The sequence below is a fragment of the Lentisphaera marina genome (assembly GCF_028745505.1).
In the GTDB taxonomy this organism is placed as follows: Bacteria; Verrucomicrobiota; Lentisphaeria; order Lentisphaerales; family Lentisphaeraceae; genus Lentisphaera; species Lentisphaera marina.
This window is the reverse complement of sequence record NZ_JAQZZL010000001.1, coordinates 1,101,858-1,119,645: the sequence shown is the minus strand read 5'-3', so window position 1 is coordinate 1,119,645 and position 17,788 is coordinate 1,101,858. Positions and strand designations below refer to the sequence as shown.

Genomic DNA, 17,788 nt, shown 5'->3' with positions numbered 1-17,788 from the left:
ATCTTCTCCTATTTCTTTTTTAGCCAATCGGCAATTTCTGTTTTTAATAAAGATGTATTTGCTTTGTGATTTGCCGATAAACTACGCACATCGCCGTGCGGGACTTGCCTGTGACACTCCCAACAGTTTCTATCGGTTCCATTTGGAGATACTACATGAGTCTCTCCTAAGTGCTGTGAATGACAGCGAAGACAATTTTGCTGAACAACCTTTTGCCCAGCTTCAAGCATTTGTACAGTTTGATGTTGGTTCTTACCACGAATTGTAAAAAGACTTGCGTGACGAATTCCATCTTTACCCTTGAATAGCCATTTGTTAACGAAACTATCGTGAGGGACATGACAATCATTACAAGTTGCATGCTCACGATGCGAACTATTTCTCCAACTCGCGTGTTGGGGGCCCATAACATGACAGTTCATACAAGTCGCAGGGTCATCTGAAAGGTATGAGGCTGCATTCGATATATAAAATAAATCAATGATCAAACCGACTAACACACCACCAACTATTGCGGCTGGTAATTTCCATCCTTTGGGAGGGATTAATTTTCTTAGTATACTCACCTAAACTTCCATATTCATAATTAACACTGCTTTACTATAAAGTGTTTTAGAAATAGAGAAAAATTTTTCTCTATAAAACAAAAAAAAAAGCCCGAGAATATTCTCGGGCTTTTACATAAACTTATAAAAGTTTAGTAACGGTAGTGCTCAGGCTTGTATGGACCTTCAACAGGAACACCGATATAATCAGCTTGTTCTTTGCTAAGAGTCGTAAGTTTAGCACCAAGTTTACCGAGGTGAAGGCGAGCAACTTCTTCGTCTAACTCTTTACTCAAACGCGTAACACCGATTTTACGGTCAGCATTTTTAGCAATATCAATTTGAGCAATTGTCTGGTTTGTGAAGCTATTAGACATCACGAAACTTGGGTGACCCGTAGCACAACCGAGGTTGATTAAGCGACCAGCAGCAAGAACATAGATTGAACGTCCATCTGCGAAGGTGTAACGATCAACTGGGCCACCTGGGATATCATCAGTTTTAACTGACATCTTAACAACACCTGGCATTGCTTCGAGCTCAGCCATTTGGATCTCATTATCGAAGTGACCAATATTACAAACGATCGCTTGATCCTTCATGTTCGCCATATGTTTAGCAGTAATGATATCTTTATTACCAGTTGTTGTGACGTAAATATCAGCAATTGGGAGTGCATCTTCAACTGTTGTCACTTCGTAACCAGTCATACAAGCCTGGAGTGCACAGATTGGGTCAACTTCAGAAACTAGTACGCGAGCGCGTTCGTTAACGAGTGATTCTGCAGAACCCTTACCAACATCACCAAAACCACAAACCATGGCAACTTTACCTGAGAGAAGTACATCCATAGCGCGCTTGATACCATCTACGAGTGAGTGACGACAACCGTAAACATTGTCAAATTTTGACTTAGTTACTGAGTCATTTACATTGATAGCTTGGAAAAGAAGCTCGCCTCTTTCTTCCATCTGAATAAGACGGTGAACACCTGTAGTCGTTTCTTCTGAAACACCAACAACTTTCTTAGCAACTTCAGTCCAGTGACCTGGCTTCTCTTTAAGAATACGCTTGATAAGGTTGAATAAAACTTGCTCTTCTTCACTACCTGGAGTTTCGAGGAAAGCCACATCGCCAGCTTCAGCTTTTACACCGAGGTGAATAAGCATAGTAGCGTCACCACCATCGTCAACGATCTGGTCAGGACCAGAACCATCAGGCCATGTGAGTGATTTATAAGTACATTCCCAGTATTCTTCAAGCGTTTCACCCTTCCAAGCAAACACAGGTGTACCAGCAGCAGCAATAGCAGCAGCAGCGTGATCTTGCGTAGAGAAAATGTTACATGAACACCAACGAACATCTGCACCGAGAGCTGTAAGCGTTTCGATGAGAACCGCTGTTTGAATTGTCATATGGAGTGAACCCATGATCTTAAGACCCTTGAGAGGTTGCTCTTGACCATACTTTTCACGTGTTGCCATAAGACCTGGCATTTCGTGTTCAGCAATATCTAGTTCTTTGCGTCCGAAATCCGCAAGCGAAATATCGGCAATTTTATAATCTGAAAAACTCATAAGTTTTTTCCTTTATAGTTCATTTAAAAATGTTTTAATTCTATCCCATCCAGCCTCGGGAATAACGGCGCCCATGATTTGCACAACTTCTGAGCCAGTTTTTGCCCCGAGTTTTGCGCTTTTTTCAAGTCCATAATCATTGTATAGACCGTAGAGGAATCCAGAAGCCCAAAGGTCCCCAGCACCAGTTGTATCAACTGCTTCTACTTTATAAGAATTAACAAAAACTGTCTCATCTGCCTTTCTTACCCAGGCACCCTCTGGGCCGAGTTTTACCGCTACGACATCACAGTACTTAGAAAGACTATCAAGAGCTACCTGTGGATCATCACTGTCACACCAGGCTTTAGCTTCATCTTCATTTGCAAAAACCATATCCACGTATTGATCAAGGATTTCAGCTAAGACTTCAGAGTTGGCTTGCACGACTTCAAAAGCCGCTAAATCTAAACTAACAGTACAGCCCGCTTCTTTTGCAGCATGAAGTGTTTTTATAACTAAATCGTAATTAAAGAGCATATACCCCTCTAAATGCGCGTGTGTGCAACCCTCAAAGTCAGCTTTACTAACTTCATCAACAGTTAAAGCCGCAGCCGCGCCCAAATGAGTCCTAAGTGTTCTTTGAGTATCAGGCGTCACCAAAGAGATACAAGTTCCTGTAGGTGTTTGTTCACATGACTTAAAAGCATGAGTAGATCCGCCAGATTTTTCGAAAGCATTAACAAAATAATTACCGCGTTCATCAGTACCGACTTTACCCAAAAAGGCTCCACTTTCACCAAGCTTCATCAAACCAATCAAAGTATTAGAAGCTGAACCACCTGGTGCAACTTTTTTACTTGGCAAAGCATTAATAATCTCATCTAATTGAAGGTGATCGACCATGATCATCCCACCTTTTTCACCTCCTACACTTTCAACAAAGGCATCATCTACTGGTCCAAGTATATCTACAAGTGGTGAACCCGCACCTATGAATTTCGCAGACACTTTACGATATCCCTGCAGCAGCCTTAAGAGCTTCTACTTTATTGGTTTGCTCCCAAGGGAAAATATTACGTCCAAAGTGACCATATGCCGCTGACTGATGATATTTCCAAGTACTTGGAGTCTTCAGTTCAAGCTCTGCAATAAGATCTGCAGGCTTCATGGAGAAAACGTCATTAACAATTGCTTCGAGTTGAGCGTCATCTTCTAGTGTACCCGTGCCGTAAGTATCGACATTTACTGAAATTGGATAAGGAACTCCAATAGCGTAAGCTACTTGAATCTCGCATTTTTCAGCTAAACCCGCTGCAACAATATTTTTTGCCACGTAGCGACTATAGTAAGCAGCAGAACGGTCAACTTTAGATGGATCTTTACCTGAGAATGCACCGCCACCATGTGAACCAACACCACCGTAAGTGTCTACAATAATCTTACGACCAGTTAAACCACAGTCACCATGAGGACCACCAATGATGAATTTACCTGTCGGGTTGATGTGATAAACGATTTCTTCTTTGAGAAGTTCTGCAGGAATCACGTCAGCAACAACTTGCTTCACGAGTGATTCAAGCTGAGCAATCTCCATTGCAGCCGTATGCTGGTGAGAAACGACAATTGCGGTTACCGCAACTGGCTTGCCAAGTTCATAACGGATTGAAACCTGACTCTTTGAATCTGGCAATAAGAAAGAGTACTCAGGATTATTTTTTCTGATATCAGCAAGTTTTTCTAAAATCTTATGAGAATAGAATACTGGAGCTGGCATTAAAGCTTCAGTTTCATTTGACGCATAACCAAACATCATTCCTTGGTCACCTGCTCCCTGCTCGACATGAAGGCCAGCACCTTCATCAACGCCTTGTGCGATATCCGCAGACTGCTCATGAACTCTAACTTGAACTTCACAAGTTGATGAGTCAAAACCAATGCCATCAGACACATAACCGATATCGCTAATCACTTTGCGCGCTATTGCTTCATAATCGATCTTAGCATTAGTAGTGATTTCACCTGCGATAACAACTAGATCAGTTGTTACTAAAGTTTCACATGCAACGCGGCTTGCTGAATCCTGCTCGAGGCAAGCGTCAAGAATTGCATCAGAAATCTGATCAGAAACTTTATCCGGGTGACCTTCAGACACTGACTCTGAAGTGAAGATATGTGTTGTATGTATTTTACTCATATTCGTTTTCCATATTTATATATTTGCATAGACGAATATATGCAGAGCAAGGAACTTTTCAAACTAATTTTTCAAAACTTAAAGCTTTTCTCAGAGCCCTAAAAGCGAAGGCAATAAAACCTAGCCCTTAAATAGGCCGGACTCCATCGCTTCACGTGCTTTAGAAGTACAATCATCTATCGCTGTGAGCGCCTCAGCGTTTCCTCGTTCAGCTAAAGATTGGATGGCATTTAATATCGCAAAGGGAGGTACATTTGGCTCTTCTTTAGTTCCACGTGAATACAAAATCAAGGCATCTAAGAAGTCTATCAAAACTGCCTCTTCCATCTTCTTGAAATTCTTGTGTGTTGGTGCAACCATAAAGGCGCCGACTTGACTCGAATTCACATCGTAGCCTGCTAATTCAAAAATATCTAGCAAGTCTCGTTTCTGTAGATTAAAAGCAATTCCAATTTTTTTTAAGACGGTATTTGTGTCCATATTAATCATCCTGATTTTGTGATTTAATCCGGCACAATAAATCAATACTGATAAATATCCATAAAAAAAGTAAAATTGAGTCACAAGGAGCCTCACCATCCTTTATTTTTGAGCAAGACAAATTACCTTTAGTTTAATCAACTAAAATTCAAGCCAAAGTTTTTCATGGAAAGTACTAATACCCTCTTTCACAAAACCAAAGAACGAGGACTCCACACCTTTATTTTTACCATGCTACTTATGGTATTCATATCCGTCATTTCTTACTCTCCATCAGATGTGAGTGCCATCACAGGGGGTAAACTTGAGCACCAGTACTCCAATTTATTTGGTGCACTTGGAGCTCGTATTTCATACCTCATGATCTTAAGCTTTGGTCTCGGTACTTATCCCATCACAATTCTAATTTTCACATCCGCCGTCCGACGTTTAATTAACCTAAACATACACAAAACTAATTGGGTATATTTTCTGTCGATCGCTTTCTTTGCGAGTGGCATATCCACTTGCCTAGGGTGCTACCCCGACTTCATGCCTGGCCTTTGTAAAAGTCTAAACATTTCACAGATCCCCGGCGGAGCTCTCGGAAGCTTATTAGCTAATCCAGAACACGGCTGGCTCTACCACATTTGCAATCGTTTAGGATGTATCATCCTATCTCTTGCTCTTATCTCCTATAGCCTCTATGTATTTATGAGCTTTGACTGGCCCAAACAGAAAAACGAAAGTGCAGAAAGCGAAGAAGAAAAAGAAGTCCCTCAAGCCACTGTCGCTCCAAAAGAAAGCAAAGAAAACTCCTTTTCTCAATTGAAAAACACTGTTGCTTCTTGGTTCCAAACCAACAATGACCACAAGGATACATTAGAAGAAGTTTCCAGTAAAGAAGTAGATGATTTTTTACCCGCTGTTAGTGAAGAAGTAAAACCTGTAGAACTAAGCCAAGAAGCGAGCCCACGTAAAAAAGCTAAGAAGAACAAAGAAGCCGAAGGCGAGCAAGAACTCCCTCTAGTCGCCTCCACACCTACAGAAGAAAGTGACGATCATATTTTAGATGATGAGAAACCACATGAAATCTTCTCTGGTCAACTCACTGAGCCTCAACACCAAAGTAAATCGACTCGCTACAAACTACCCACAGCATCATTACTAACCGATGGCGACTCCAGCATAAAAATCAGCACCGAAGAACTCCAGCGCAAAAAAGAAATCATCCAAGAAACACTTGAGCACTTCAAAATTAAAGCTCGCATGGGCGAAGCCTTTCCTGGACCTCGAGTCACTCTCTATGAGATAATCCCTGAAAAGGGGGTGCGTGTGGAAAAAATTGATAGCATCTCCAATAACCTCACCATGGAACTTCAGGCTCCCATGGGGATCCGTATCATCACTCCCATACCTGGTCGCCGCTCCGTTGGTGTAGAAGTTCCAAACGATGAAGATTCTAGCGTTTGGCTTCGCGGCATGGTTCAAGCCAAAGATTTCAAAAACTCCGATGCCATGATACCCATTGCCCTTGGTAAAGATGGCACAGGCAACACCTCTGTTATGGACTTGGCCAAAGCCCCCCACCTCCTCATTGCTGGCACCACTGGCTCAGGTAAATCAGTTTTTATGAATTGCTTGATCATGAGCTTACTTTACCGCTTCTCGCCCGATGAACTTGAGCTCATCATGGTAGACCCAAAAAAAGTTGAATTAGCTCCATACGAGGACATTCCTCATCTCGTATGCCCCATTATAACTGAGTCAGAGCAAGTCCCTGCAGCCTTGCGCTGGGCGTGTTTCGAAATGAATGTTCGCTACGACCTACTTGCTGCCGTTAGAGTTCGTAATCTCGCTGACTTTAACAATCGCACTAAAAAACCAAATGAACCCACAGAAGACAAGAACGGAAATTCTATTCCAGACAAACTACCAATAACTGTTATTATCATCGATGAATTTGCCGATTTGATGAGCAACAAAAACACCAAAGGTGAAATCGAAAATTCAGTTTCTACTCTAGCTGCTAAAGCACGTGCCGTCGGCATCCACCTGGTTCTTGCAACACAAAGCCCCAGAACAAATGTTATCACTGGTATTATCAAAGCTAACTTCCCAACGCGCATTGCCTTCCAAGTTGGCTCATATATTGATTCCATGACTATTTTGGGGACAAAAGGTGCTGAAGGTCTTCTAGGTAAAGGCGACATGTTATTCAACCCACCTGCATCTAGCTCCTTAATGCGCATTCAATCTGCGTGGACTCCTGATGCCGATGTAGAAAAAGTTGTTGAATTCATTTCTAACCAACAAGGGCAACGCTTCAAAGACATCATAAAAACTGGATCTACAGAAAGCTCCAACGGAACAGATGGTGAAGATTACGCAAACGATGACGACAAGCAAGACAGCATCATTTCACAAGCCATGGAGATCATTCGCAGAGATAAAAAAACTTCGATCTCATACCTACAAAGAAAAATGCGCATTGGCTACAATAAAGCCGCCAACATTATCGAAGAACTTGAAGACATCGGCTTTTTAAGCCCTGCGGATCACACCGGCAAACGCGAAATTTTAGATGATATTTATAAAAACCCTGAGGAGCCCTCATGAGTACTGAAGAAGACAACTTATTCGAACAAGAACTTCCGCTCTACAAGGAATCTCCTAAGCCTTTGATCTTAAAAAAAGAAACTGAGACCTCTGAAGCTGACACCACAGAAGAACCCGTAGATCAAAACCGCCCGCAATTGACCATTAAAAATGTTGCAGTAAAAGAAAGCCATTCCGATCTGATTATACATTCAGAATCCCCCACTCCTGCGTCTGGCTTAAAAATTAAATCTTCTGGATCTTCGACTAATGGCCCCTCACTACTAATCAAAAAGACAAGAACTGAAGCACCCGAACTGGAACACAATCCTGAATTTAAATCACTTTCAAATGAACAAGCAAGGCCAGAGAGGCCCACTCAAAACGAAGATTTAGACGAAACTACAACAAGCAGCTCCTCTCTTAATCAAGACGAGCCGGTCAATAGTATGGATGGCGAACTCTTTAGTGGCGCTAAACCCAAAACCATGGGCATCCAAAGTCCACACAACTCAGACTCCATCAAACAGCTAGAGTCCAACGATCCAGTCCCCGAACCTGGTATACATTCACCGCAAACCATTATCCTTCGCAATAAACCATTGCCTCAAGACAAAGGTAAACTTTCCTTGACGAGTGTCGAACTCCCGCCCGAAGAAGAGGAAGATCGCCCCAGCTTTAACACTAGTCCTCCACCTCATATCCATGAACTCGAAGAATACGAAGAAGTTTTAAACACCGCTGCACAAGAAAGTGTATTTGAACTAACTAACACAGAACTCGAGCACGAGGAAGAAACGACAGAAAGCCAACAAGAGGAACTCTTTGACGAAATTCATTCGGAAGTAGAAGAACCGCGCCACTTAAAGAACTCACCCACTATCTACGAAATGGAAGATGATTCGAGCATTGGCACTATGCTCATGAGTGCTCGCCAAAAAGCAAGTTATACAATCAAAGAACTGGCTAGGCGCACCAATATCAAAGAAGCTTATATCATTGCCTTGGAAGAAGAGAATCGGTCTAATTTACCCGACCCCATCTACACCAAAAGCTACATCAAGAACCTTTGTCACGAACTTAACATCGAGTACCACAAAGCACTCAAACTTTATGCTAATCTATGTGGCGAAGAATTTGACACTCAATACAACATCGCTCAAAAAGGCCCCGATAAATACGCAAGTAAGCCCGCGAGCTCAAGCCTCCAAAAGTGGAGTGCTATCTTTGTCATATTTCTGATTCTCGGTTTAATTGGCGTTGGTTTTACAGCAAAACATTTCTATTCTCCCATACCAGTTTTTAAATCTGATGAACAAGTTAATTTAAACAACTTCCATCAAGAAATTACAATCCCTATCCCTAGGTTAAAAGTCCCCAACAAATAGGATATTTATATGGCAACTCATCCGCAAGCGGGAAAACTCCCCACTGACGAACAGCTCTTAAACATTGACGAATTACTCTCCGCATACAGCACAAGAAAATCCGATCTAGCTCCAGTAAGCTTTGGAACTTCCGGTCACCGTGGTGGCTCCTTGAAATCTTCCTTTAATGAAACTCATATCCTAGCCATTTCTCAAGCTATTTGCGAATACCGCAAATCTCAAGAAATATCCGGACCGCTTTATGTAGGAATTGATACTCACGCACTTTCTAAACCGGCACTAATCTCCTGTTTACAAGTCCTTGCAGCCAATGATGTCGAAGCCTATTACCAAGAAGAATTTGAGCCAACTCCAACACCCGTCATTTCTCACGCAATCTTGACTTGGAATGAAAAAAATAAAGCTCTGGCCGACGGCATTGTCATCACCCCTTCTCACAACCCCCCCGAAGACGGCGGCTTCAAATACAACTCCATTGATGGTGGACCTGCTAACACAGATATTACTACTTGGGTTGAAAATCGTGCCAACGAAATCATTGCCAACAATTTAGATGATGTTAAAAAACTTAATGCTGATGAAGTCTTTAATTCAACTAATATGACAGCCTATAATTACATCCCGAACTACGTTGCCGATCTTGAAAATGTCATTGACATGAAGGCCATCAAAGATGCCAAAATCAAAATTGCCGCAGACCCACTTGGTGGAGCCAGCCTGCCCTATTGGCAACCAATTGTAGAGAAATATGGTGTTGATATCACTATTGTTAATGAGTCTGTCGACCCTACATTTAAATTCATGACTTGCGACCGTGATGGAAAAATACGCATGGACTGCTCTTCTCCTTGGGCCATGAGTTCCTTAATTAAACTCAAGGATCAATACGACATTGCTTTTGGTAACGACCCCGACGCTGACCGCCACGGCATAGTGACTCGTTCATCAGGTCTACTAAATCCAAACCATTACCTAGCAGTTGCCATTCAATACCTCTATCAAAACCGCACTGAATGGAATCAAAATTTAGAAATTGGCAAAACTTTAGTAAGCTCCAGTATGATTGATAAAGTTGGTGAAGAAATTTCACGAAAAGTCTGCGAAGTCCCAGTAGGCTTCAAGTGGTTTGTCGATGGCCTAGTCAATCAGAAAATCGCCTTTGGAGGCGAAGAAAGTGCAGGCGCCTCTTTCCTTAGGAAAAACGGCAAAGTTTGGACGACTGACAAAGACGGAATCATCCTCTGTCTACTGGCAGCAGAAATCCTAGCCGTCACCAAAAAAGATCCAGGTCAATTATACACTGAGTTAACCCTTAAACACGGAGCACCGATTTACGCTCGTATCGATGCCGCCGCAAGCCCAGAACAAAAAAACAAACTCAAGAAACTTTCTCCAGAAGATATCACAGCCACTTCTCTAGCTGGCTATCCCATCCTAGAAAAATTAAGTCATGCTAATGGCAATGGTGCTGCAATCGGAGGATTAAAAGTCACAACTGAATCGGGTTGGTTTGCTGCTCGTCCCTCGGGAACTGAAGATATATACAAAATATATGCCGAAAGTTTTGTCAGCGAAGAGCACCTTAAAGAACTCCAAAAAGACGCTCAAAACATCGTCGACAACGCCATTAGTTAATGCGCCTAATCTACACACCCTGCTCTAGTAAAGATGAAGCTAAAAAAATTGCACGCACTTTACTAGAGGAGCGACTCATTGCCTGCGCTAATATCATCCCTCACATCAGCTCTCTCTACATGTGGGAAGGTGAGCTCAAAGAAGAACAGGAATTCATTCTTTTATGTAAATGCAAAGAAAGCAAGGCATTAGAAGTTGAGCAGAAAATCAAGGCTAGCCATTCCTATGAATGCCCATGTATTCTACAATTTTCTCCTCAGCAGGTTAACCCTCGATTTGCTGAGTGGCTCGAAAATAGCTAAACTTATTTCTTACCCGAATGCTCTCGCAAGTCATGTAAAAGTCGCTTAGACTTTGCGTGGCCTGCTGCTGCAGCCGATTCTATGTAGCGCTGACCATTTATCACATCTTGCTTCACCGCATATTTCCCGAAAAGCAATATCTGGCCAAGCTCATATTCAGCTGGTGCCCATTGCTGATCCGCGGCTTCTTTCAGGTAGGAAAGCCCCGATAGACGAAAATCTTTCATATTATACTTTTTTAAGCGCATACTATAAGTAAATTGAAACTCGGAAACTCCACGGTCAGCTAATTGCTTTTCTATTAAGAGTTGCTGATCTCTACTTGGCAAAAGAAAAAGGTGTTTATCTCCAACTTGCGCTAATCGCAATTTCATTCTAATTGCATCAACAGAGTAATTTTCTTCCGCTGATTCTAAATAACCGATCCCTTGCTTTGCACTTGCCTCAACAATAATACCCTTTAGAAAGAAACGTGCGTACTCATATAAACACGCGCCATCATAAGCATCTGCACCTTTCTTAAAATACTCTAGGGACTTATGCGGACTACGCATTGTTCCCCAGCCACTGAAACTCATTTTACCTAAGTAATAATTAGCTTCAACTTCATCATTTTTTGCCTTTGACTCAAAATATGTCCAAGCCTCCTCAAACATTTTGCCTGCGTCTTCCCCTTCATGTTTCTTGACTCGCGACTCAACCAAGAGCTTCGCCAAGGAGTAAACGCAACGCTTCTCGCCAAAAACAATTCCACGTCGATACCATTCAGCTGCTTTTTCATAAGATTGACGATAAGCAAAGCCTTCTTCATAAAATTTCCCTAACTCATGACAGGCAGCTCCATTACCTTGGCTAGCCGCAGACATAAACTGCTCTGCTGCCTGTAAAAAACTTTGCTTAACACCTTGGCCATTTTTATACAGTAAGCCAAGTAAAAATTGTGAAAACTCATCACCTTTCTCGGCATTTCTTTTAAGCGACTCATTATCAAAACCTTGCGCACATACAGAGCCACTAAGCAAGAAGATTAAAAATACCAATATCTTTTTATTCATGTTTTATCCTAAAAAACAGGAAAACCGCAACTCAATCTTGAATTGCGGTTAACCAAAATTTATTTTATTTAAGGCTACTCGAGCTCACTTTGTACTACCCAGTCTCCTGACTCGGGTTTCACAACAATTCTTTCATCAGTAATAGCTGCAGCAACTTTACCGCCGGCTTTTTTACCAAGCACAATACCTAGAATGATACCAAGTACTCCGACACCACCAGCGACGCCAATCCCGATGCCGCCACCCATGACTGCACCGCCGATACCACCAGCCATTGCAACGATACCACCAACGATACCTGCTTGACTACCGCTACCCATATCTTTGATCTCACAAAAGACGACTTCTTCTGAGTCCTTCACTTCACTTTCGATATATTTAGGGACATTCCTGACTGGCTTACGTTTCTTAGCCGCTTTCTTAGGAGCTTCTGCCACGGGAGCTGGTGCTGGAGCAGCAGCTCGTGCAGGTGCCGGTGCTGGAGCAGCTGCCGGTGAAGTGAGTTCCGCTTTTGTGGGAATAACAAATTCCGCTGCACAATCTGGACATTCTACAACAGCGCCATAAAACTCATCAGAAACAATAGGGAAACTTGCCGAGCAACTCACACAATATACTGTACCATTCTCAACTCGAGCTTTTTGCATTGCAGGAGGCGTCGCAGGCTGTGATGGAGCCTTACTCTCATCACCTTTCTTCGTTTGCATCATACTCATGCTTTTACGCGATAGGATAACTGTACGTGTGTCACCAAAATCGTTTGCACTATCTCCACCAGGGCGAATGCCGCTTCTTGGGGCTGGAGCTGCCGCTGTTGAAGCTCCTGGACGTGGTGGGCGTGGTGGTCTTGGTATATTGTCACTCATATTTCATCTCACATTTTTTTTTGACAAAAATTTTTGAACCCACCTCCACTTTGGAGCATGAGCTCGAACTGCTGATAATATTACCATATCTGCAAATGTAATTCAACTACCGTAAAGCCTTTTTTGATCTTAGATCAATAAATTATGGCAATAAATCTCTTGATTTTAATGCCCAAAGACTTAATATCAGATAATTAAGCACCATTTATCTTAACAAATCCTTAAAATCGAAAGTTATCTTTATGTTTGACGAAAGCTCACCTTATTACTACTTCTTGATGTCCGATAATTTTGGACGTTTCATTGTGCTACTTCTCTTTTTCGTCTCTATTGTCTCGTGGTTTTTAATGCTTGAGAAGTGGATTGAAGTCAAAACGGCTTTGAAAAATGCCTTTCAACTTAAATCTCAACTCCAAGATCGTGGCTCTTGCCTTTTAAAATGTACACAGGAATTTGATGCAGATCACCCCATCGGAAAAATTTATAGCTCTGCAAATCATCAATTGATCTCTCTACTTCATACTAATGAACATGAGCTCCTCTCATTTGCTCATGACAACTTATTGCCTCGTCAGATTTCGTCGATTGAAATTGAATCCGTTCGCAAATCCATGGAACAGTCTGTCAATGATGAGATCTTGAGATACGAAGGAAAAATGAGCTCCCTCTCTACAATTGTATCTGTGAGCCCCTTCTGTGGTCTTTTAGGCACAGTTTATGGTGTCATGACTTCTTTTGGCGGAATGGCCGAACATGGTTCAGCAAATATTGCCGCCATTGCCCCTGGCATTGCTGGTGCACTTCTTACTACTGTTGCAGGACTCTTAGTTGCCATACCCTCAGTCGTCGGCTACAATCTACTTACAGCCAAGATCCGCACACTCATTTCACACATGGATAATTTCACCGATTTTTACATCGGAAACCTTACATTACATAGAGTGAAAAAATAAAATGGCTCGACGTCACCGTGAAAATGCCGTCCTATCAAACATTGATGTCACTCCCTTAGTTGACATTACCTTTATTCTATTGATCACCTTCATGGTCACTATGCCCGCCATGGAAAACCGTATCAAGCTACCACAAATGAGTGATCAAGCCCCTCCCCAACCGGAGCTGGAAACTACCGTTTGGTACAACGCAGACGGCGAAGTCATTATTGAGGGTATTAAACTTACTATCGATGAATTGGAATCCTATATTTCAGCGATGGATACCACTAATAAAGTTTTTACTGTAAAAGCAGATGAAGGCCGTCCCTACGGCGAAGTCATCTCTGTATTAAGATCTATTAAAAAAGCTGGTATCAGCGACGTCTCCTTAGGCACTTCTAGTGAGAATTAAACAATCATGACTGAAGGCAAGAAAAAAAGACGAAAATCACTACTCCTATTTTCAGTCGCTCTCCATGGAATCGTCCTCATTTCACTTTTCATCTTACCTTTTTTAAAAAAGAAAAAAGAACAGGTGAAAGAAACATCTATGAGCGTCAGTGTTGACCTCAGTCAACTAAGCCCCTCTCCTGAACCACCGACACCCACTCCTCATAGCAACCCTATCGAAACGAAAGCGCCGGAAACACCCAAAGAGGAAAAAGTAGAAAGATTCAAACCTGACACACAAGTAAACGATCGTGCAGAGCAAATAAAAAAAGAGGCCATAAAAAACGCCAATAAAGCTATTGAAGCTAAAAGATTAGCTGATGCAAAAAAAGAACGTGAACGCAAAGAGCGCGCCAAGCGAGAAGCCGATAAAAAAGCTGCAGAGAAAAAACAAAAAGACGCCGCTGCAAAAAAAGAACGTGAACGCAAAGCTAAAGCCAAACGGGAGGCAGATAAAAGAGCTGAAGAGAAAAAACAAAAAGAGGCTGCTGATCGCAGAGCACGCGAACGTGCCGCAGCGGCAAAAAAGGCCGCTGCAAAAGCTAACGCCGCTAAACAATCTAAACTTAACACACAATATAAATCACTCCTCAGTGCAGGTCTCGTCCAACAATGGGATCGCGTATACCTAGACAGCGCCATTAGCACATCAGACCGCGTCACTGTTCAGGTCACCATTGACCGGAGCGGGAGAATCATTAGTAAAAAAATTATTAAACTCGCCAAAAGCGCCGCACTAAATCGCGCCGCAAAAACCTTCCTAGCCGGCTTAACAAAATTACCCGCTTTCCCCAAAGGCATGGATTCTAAACAAATCACCGAAACTTTTACTTTAGGTCGCAGAATATGAGCATAAGTGACGAAAAAAAACTCGACAAAAATAACACCGCTTTTCTCGTTGGCGTATATAAAAAAGCTGATGAACACGAAGAATGCATTCAACTCTTAGATGAACTTGAAGAACTGATGCACACTATGGGTGTTGACGTTGCGGGCAAGAAAGCTATCCGCAACCAAAAACCTAGTGCACGCTTCCTTTTGACAAGTGGTAAGGCTGAAGAACTTTTTCACGATGTTATGGAAGCAGAAGCTGGAATAATAGTTTTTGATGCAGACATAAGTCCCTCACAACAGAGAAACATGGAACGTGAATCATGCCTTGCAGTCATTGACCGTAGGGAAGTGATTTTAGAAATTTTCTCGCAAAGGGCGACAACACGAGAAGCACGCCTACAAATTGATTTAGCTCGAGCTGAATACGACCTCCCTCGCCTAACTCGTGCTTGGACTCACCTATCTCGTCAACGAGGTGGGGCCAACATGAAGGGTGAAGGTGAGCGCCAAATTGAATTAGACCGACGCATGGTTCGCGCCAGAATCAGCCAACTCCAAAAAGAATTGAAAAAAGTCCGCTCTCAACGAGCGACTCAAAGAAAACAGAGACGTAAAAAACCCGTTCCAAATGCTGCTATTGTAGGCTACACCAATGCTGGCAAGTCATCATTACTCAACCGCCTTACCAATGCAGGCATTCTAGCAGACGATAAACTATTCGCCACCTTAGATCCTACCACACGACGAATCCTCTTAGACAATAATCAAGAGATTCTTTTAACAGACACTGTAGGCTTTATTCGCAAACTCCCCCACGATCTAGTAGAAGCCTTTAAAGCTACCCTGGAGGAAACTATTGTAGCAGACTTCCTCATCCATGTTGTTGATGCTTCTGACCCCGATGCCCTTCAACAAATGGACACAACCTTCAAAGTTTTGAACGAATTGGAAGCCGATACAAAAAAAACCATCATTGCTTTTAATAAAATCGACCAAGTTGAGCATACAAGTAGCCTCGCCTCCTTGCGAAGCGCTTATCCAGACTGTATTTTTATGTCAGTGAAATCTGGCCAAGGAATTGAACTACTGCAAGAACGTATGTGCGAGCTCATTGAACATAAATTATTCGATGTCGAACTCCACATTCCTTTTGATCGCTTTGATATAATGGCCTTAATTCATCGCCAATGTAAAGTTCACCAAGAAAAGTATGAAGACAACTTTATCTACGTAAACTGTACGGCTCCAAATGATTTAAAAAACGAACTGAAGGATTACACTGTAAATGCCACCATCCCGAACACGCACCGCTGTTGATATCCTCAAAGACATTCAAGCCGACGTAAACAATCGCTATCAAGTAAAATCTGACCTAGGCAAAGGCGGCATGGGCACAGTGGATGCCGTTGAAGACACCCAACTCAACCGTATTCTAGCGATGAAAACACTTGCCCCTAAGCACGCTAAGAGTCCCTCAACCGTTGAGTCTTTTTTAAAGGAAGCACGCTTCACCGCCCAACTCCAGCACCCAAACATTATCCCAGTTCATGACGTAGGTACTTCTCCAGATACCAACGCTCCTTTTTACACCATGAAGTTAATTGAAGGTGAATCACTTCTCGAAGTCATCAATAAACTCAAAGACAAAGACCCCATTTACGAAAAAAAGTACAACCTCTTTACGCGCCTCAATGTTTTCCGCAAAGTTTGCGATGCTTTAGCCTACTCTCACTCCCGAGGCATTATCCATCGCGACATCAAACCCGCCAATATCATGCTCGGCCCCTATGGTGAGGTACTACTTGTTGACTGGGGATTAGCCAAACACATTAATGATGAAGATGAAAAAACAAATCCATATGACAACAATGGCTTTGAAGATTCCTTCCTAACTCACGACGGCATCATAAAAGGAAGTTTAGCTTACTTGTCACCAGAGCAGGCCTTTGGTAACATCCGCGAAATTGATCGCCTCACTGACATTTTTTTATTAGGCGCCACCCTCTACCACTTATTGACTTTAGAGGCCCCCTATAACTACACAGAAGTTGCGAAATTACTCAATCACGCTGAAAACGCGAAATACCTCCACCCCTTGGAACAACCTGGCTGTGATAACCTTCCTTTGCAAGTCACTGACATCATCACTCAGGCTATGTCTAAAAACAAAAATGATCGTTTTCAATCTGTTGAACAAATTTCACGTTCAATCGATTACTACCTCAGCGGCAAACACGCGAGCAGTTTAAAACACTATAAAAGAGGTGAAAAACTCATCCACAAAGATAGCACTGGGACTGAAGCCTATGTTGTCGTTTCAGGACGTGTGGAAGTCTATCATGACGATAACGATAAATACAACGTCCTCGATGTCTGTGAAAAAGGCTCCATCATCGGTGAATTATCCCTCCTCACTGGAAAAAAACGCTCTGCTAATGCCGTCGCCATGGAAGAAACATCTGTCTTAGTCATCACGAGACAAATGATGTTAGACGAATTAAATAAAATGCCACCATGGCTAGAAAAAACCCTTTCATCCTTAGCTTTTAAACTTCAGAACACTAATAGTGATGTCCACCCTTTCATTAGTGCCAGTTGTGCCCTACCTGTCGTAACTCAAGCATATTATATTTTCATGGAAATTCATTACCAAGCCATTTCCGAGAACAACGAACTCCCAGGCTATAGTCGCGAACAATTGGCTAAGCAAATCGCTGATAACTTAGGCCTACCTTCTGAACGAACCGAAGGAGCAGTCAACACTCTCATTCAAAAACAAATCCTAGAAGTCAACACCGTTGGAATAATCACACCAGGAGACCTCAATGAACTTAAGTCTTTACTTAAGTTCATCGAAATGGAAGGGTCAAAAATGAAAGACACCAGCACAATCGGCCAAGATATCCCCGTCTCTAAAATTAGAAAATTTACCGAAGTTTACCGAGCTCTCAATAGTATTTAAGCATAA

Annotated in this window: 16 protein-coding genes; 9 read left to right on the top strand and 7 right to left on the bottom strand. The window is 42.3% G+C overall.

Annotation, left to right across the window (positions count from 1 at the left end; translation table 11 throughout):
• Positions 1–8 precede the first annotated feature (8 nt).
• From nrfH to PQO01_RS04605, 5 genes are all read right to left on the bottom strand, one after another.
• Positions 9–566 (bottom strand): cytochrome c nitrite reductase small subunit, encoded by a 558-nt coding sequence (gene nrfH, locus PQO01_RS04625; RefSeq protein ID WP_274312867.1) that lies wholly within the window; start codon positions 564–566, stop codon positions 9–11.
• Positions 567–697: 131 nt separating this feature from the next.
• Complete coding sequence (gene ahcY / locus PQO01_RS04620) at positions 698–2,122, bottom strand: adenosylhomocysteinase (RefSeq protein ID WP_274312866.1); 1,425 nt, start codon at positions 2,120–2,122, stop codon at positions 698–700.
• A gap of 12 nt (positions 2,123–2,134) precedes the next feature.
• A complete protein-coding gene (locus PQO01_RS04615; protein ID WP_274312865.1) occupies positions 2,135–3,112 on the bottom strand; it encodes an adenosine kinase in 978 nt (325 codons plus the stop codon).
• Between the two features lies 1 nt (position 3,113).
• A complete protein-coding gene (gene metK / locus PQO01_RS04610; RefSeq protein WP_274312864.1) occupies positions 3,114–4,298 on the bottom strand; it encodes a methionine adenosyltransferase in 1,185 nt (394 codons plus the stop codon).
• 120 nt (positions 4,299–4,418) lie between these two features.
• The gene (locus tag PQO01_RS04605; protein ID WP_274312863.1) at positions 4,419–4,778 is read right to left on the bottom strand and encodes a DUF1456 family protein; all 360 of its coding nucleotides are present in this window, start codon (positions 4,776–4,778) and stop codon (positions 4,419–4,421) included.
• A gap of 165 nt (positions 4,779–4,943) precedes the next feature.
• On the opposite strand from PQO01_RS04605, the gene PQO01_RS04600 reads away from it, so the two are divergent.
• The 4 genes from PQO01_RS04600 to cutA are packed head-to-tail and all read left to right on the top strand — an operon-like array spanning position 4,944 to position 10,680.
• Positions 4,944–7,376 carry an FtsK/SpoIIIE family DNA translocase gene (locus PQO01_RS04600; protein ID WP_274312862.1) on the top strand — a complete coding sequence of 811 codons (2,433 nt, stop codon included), beginning with the start codon at positions 4,944–4,946 and terminating at the stop codon, positions 7,374–7,376.
• Complete coding sequence (locus tag PQO01_RS04595) at positions 7,373–8,743, top strand: helix-turn-helix domain-containing protein (protein WP_274312861.1); 1,371 nt, start codon at positions 7,373–7,375, stop codon at positions 8,741–8,743. Before PQO01_RS04600 ends, PQO01_RS04595 begins: the two co-directional genes overlap by 4 nt.
• Before the next feature lie 9 nt (positions 8,744–8,752).
• Positions 8,753–10,378 carry a phosphoglucomutase (alpha-D-glucose-1,6-bisphosphate-dependent) gene (gene pgm / locus PQO01_RS04590; protein WP_274312860.1) on the top strand — a complete coding sequence of 542 codons (1,626 nt, stop codon included), beginning with the start codon at positions 8,753–8,755 and terminating at the stop codon, positions 10,376–10,378.
• Positions 10,378–10,680: a divalent-cation tolerance protein CutA gene (gene cutA, locus PQO01_RS04585; protein WP_274312859.1), complete on the top strand. Its 303-nt coding sequence runs from the start codon at positions 10,378–10,380 to the stop codon at positions 10,678–10,680. Before pgm ends, cutA begins: the two co-directional genes overlap by 1 nt.
• A 2-nt stretch (positions 10,681–10,682) precedes the next feature.
• On the opposite strand, the gene PQO01_RS04580 is transcribed toward cutA, so the two are convergent.
• Both PQO01_RS04580 and PQO01_RS04575 read right to left on the bottom strand, forming a co-directional pair.
• Entirely contained in the window at positions 10,683–11,735 is a 1,053-nt protein-coding gene (locus PQO01_RS04580; protein ID WP_274312858.1) for a tetratricopeptide repeat protein, read from the bottom strand.
• A gap of 74 nt (positions 11,736–11,809) precedes the next feature.
• Positions 11,810–12,601 carry a hypothetical protein gene (locus tag PQO01_RS04575; RefSeq protein WP_274312857.1) on the bottom strand — a complete coding sequence of 264 codons (792 nt, stop codon included), beginning with the start codon at positions 12,599–12,601 and terminating at the stop codon, positions 11,810–11,812.
• A 242-nt stretch (positions 12,602–12,843) separates the two neighbouring features.
• Here PQO01_RS04575 and PQO01_RS04570 point away from each other — a divergent pair, with 242 nt between their 5' ends.
• From PQO01_RS04570 to PQO01_RS04550, 5 genes are all read left to right on the top strand, one after another.
• Positions 12,844–13,554 (top strand): MotA/TolQ/ExbB proton channel family protein, encoded by a 711-nt coding sequence (locus PQO01_RS04570; protein ID WP_274312856.1) that lies wholly within the window; start codon positions 12,844–12,846, stop codon positions 13,552–13,554.
• 1 nt (position 13,555) lies between these two features.
• Positions 13,556–13,948: an ExbD/TolR family protein gene (locus tag PQO01_RS04565; protein ID WP_274312855.1), complete on the top strand. Its 393-nt coding sequence runs from the start codon at positions 13,556–13,558 to the stop codon at positions 13,946–13,948.
• 138 nt (positions 13,949–14,086) lie between these two features.
• Positions 14,087–14,836, top strand: coding sequence for a TonB family protein (locus PQO01_RS04560; protein ID WP_274312854.1), 750 nt, complete (start codon positions 14,087–14,089; stop codon positions 14,834–14,836).
• Positions 14,833–16,137, top strand: coding sequence for a GTPase HflX (gene hflX, locus PQO01_RS04555; protein ID WP_274312853.1), 1,305 nt, complete (start codon positions 14,833–14,835; stop codon positions 16,135–16,137). Before PQO01_RS04560 ends, hflX begins: the two co-directional genes overlap by 4 nt.
• The gene (locus PQO01_RS04550; protein WP_274312852.1) at positions 16,106–17,782 is read left to right on the top strand and encodes a protein kinase domain-containing protein; all 1,677 of its coding nucleotides are present in this window, start codon (positions 16,106–16,108) and stop codon (positions 17,780–17,782) included. The genes hflX and PQO01_RS04550 overlap by 32 nt, the downstream gene beginning before the upstream one ends.
• Positions 17,783–17,788 lie beyond the last annotated feature (6 nt).

Coding starts and splice junctions, on each gene's coding strand:
- ahcY (WP_274312866.1), bottom strand. CDS start 2,122: ATGAGTTTTTCAGATTATAAAATTGCCGATATTTCGCTTGCGGATTTC.
- metK (WP_274312864.1), bottom strand. CDS start 4,298: ATGAGTAAAATACATACAACACATATCTTCACTTCAGAGTCAGTGTCT.
- PQO01_RS04605 (WP_274312863.1), bottom strand. CDS start 4,778: ATGGACACAAATACCGTCTTAAAAAAAATTGGAATTGCTTTTAATCTA.
- PQO01_RS04600 (WP_274312862.1), top strand. CDS start 4,944: ATGGAAAGTACTAATACCCTCTTTCACAAAACCAAAGAACGAGGACTC.
- PQO01_RS04595 (WP_274312861.1), top strand. CDS start 7,373: ATGAGTACTGAAGAAGACAACTTATTCGAACAAGAACTTCCGCTCTAC.
- pgm (WP_274312860.1), top strand. CDS start 8,753: ATGGCAACTCATCCGCAAGCGGGAAAACTCCCCACTGACGAACAGCTC.
- cutA (WP_274312859.1), top strand. CDS start 10,378: ATGCGCCTAATCTACACACCCTGCTCTAGTAAAGATGAAGCTAAAAAA.
- PQO01_RS04580 (WP_274312858.1), bottom strand. CDS start 11,735: ATGAATAAAAAGATATTGGTATTTTTAATCTTCTTGCTTAGTGGCTCT.
- PQO01_RS04575 (WP_274312857.1), bottom strand. CDS start 12,601: ATGAGTGACAATATACCAAGACCACCACGCCCACCACGTCCAGGAGCT.
- PQO01_RS04570 (WP_274312856.1), top strand. CDS start 12,844: ATGTTTGACGAAAGCTCACCTTATTACTACTTCTTGATGTCCGATAAT.
- PQO01_RS04565 (WP_274312855.1), top strand. CDS start 13,556: ATGGCTCGACGTCACCGTGAAAATGCCGTCCTATCAAACATTGATGTC.
- PQO01_RS04560 (WP_274312854.1), top strand. CDS start 14,087: ATGAGCGTCAGTGTTGACCTCAGTCAACTAAGCCCCTCTCCTGAACCA.
- hflX (WP_274312853.1), top strand. CDS start 14,833: ATGAGCATAAGTGACGAAAAAAAACTCGACAAAAATAACACCGCTTTT.
- PQO01_RS04550 (WP_274312852.1), top strand. CDS start 16,106: ATGCCACCATCCCGAACACGCACCGCTGTTGATATCCTCAAAGACATT.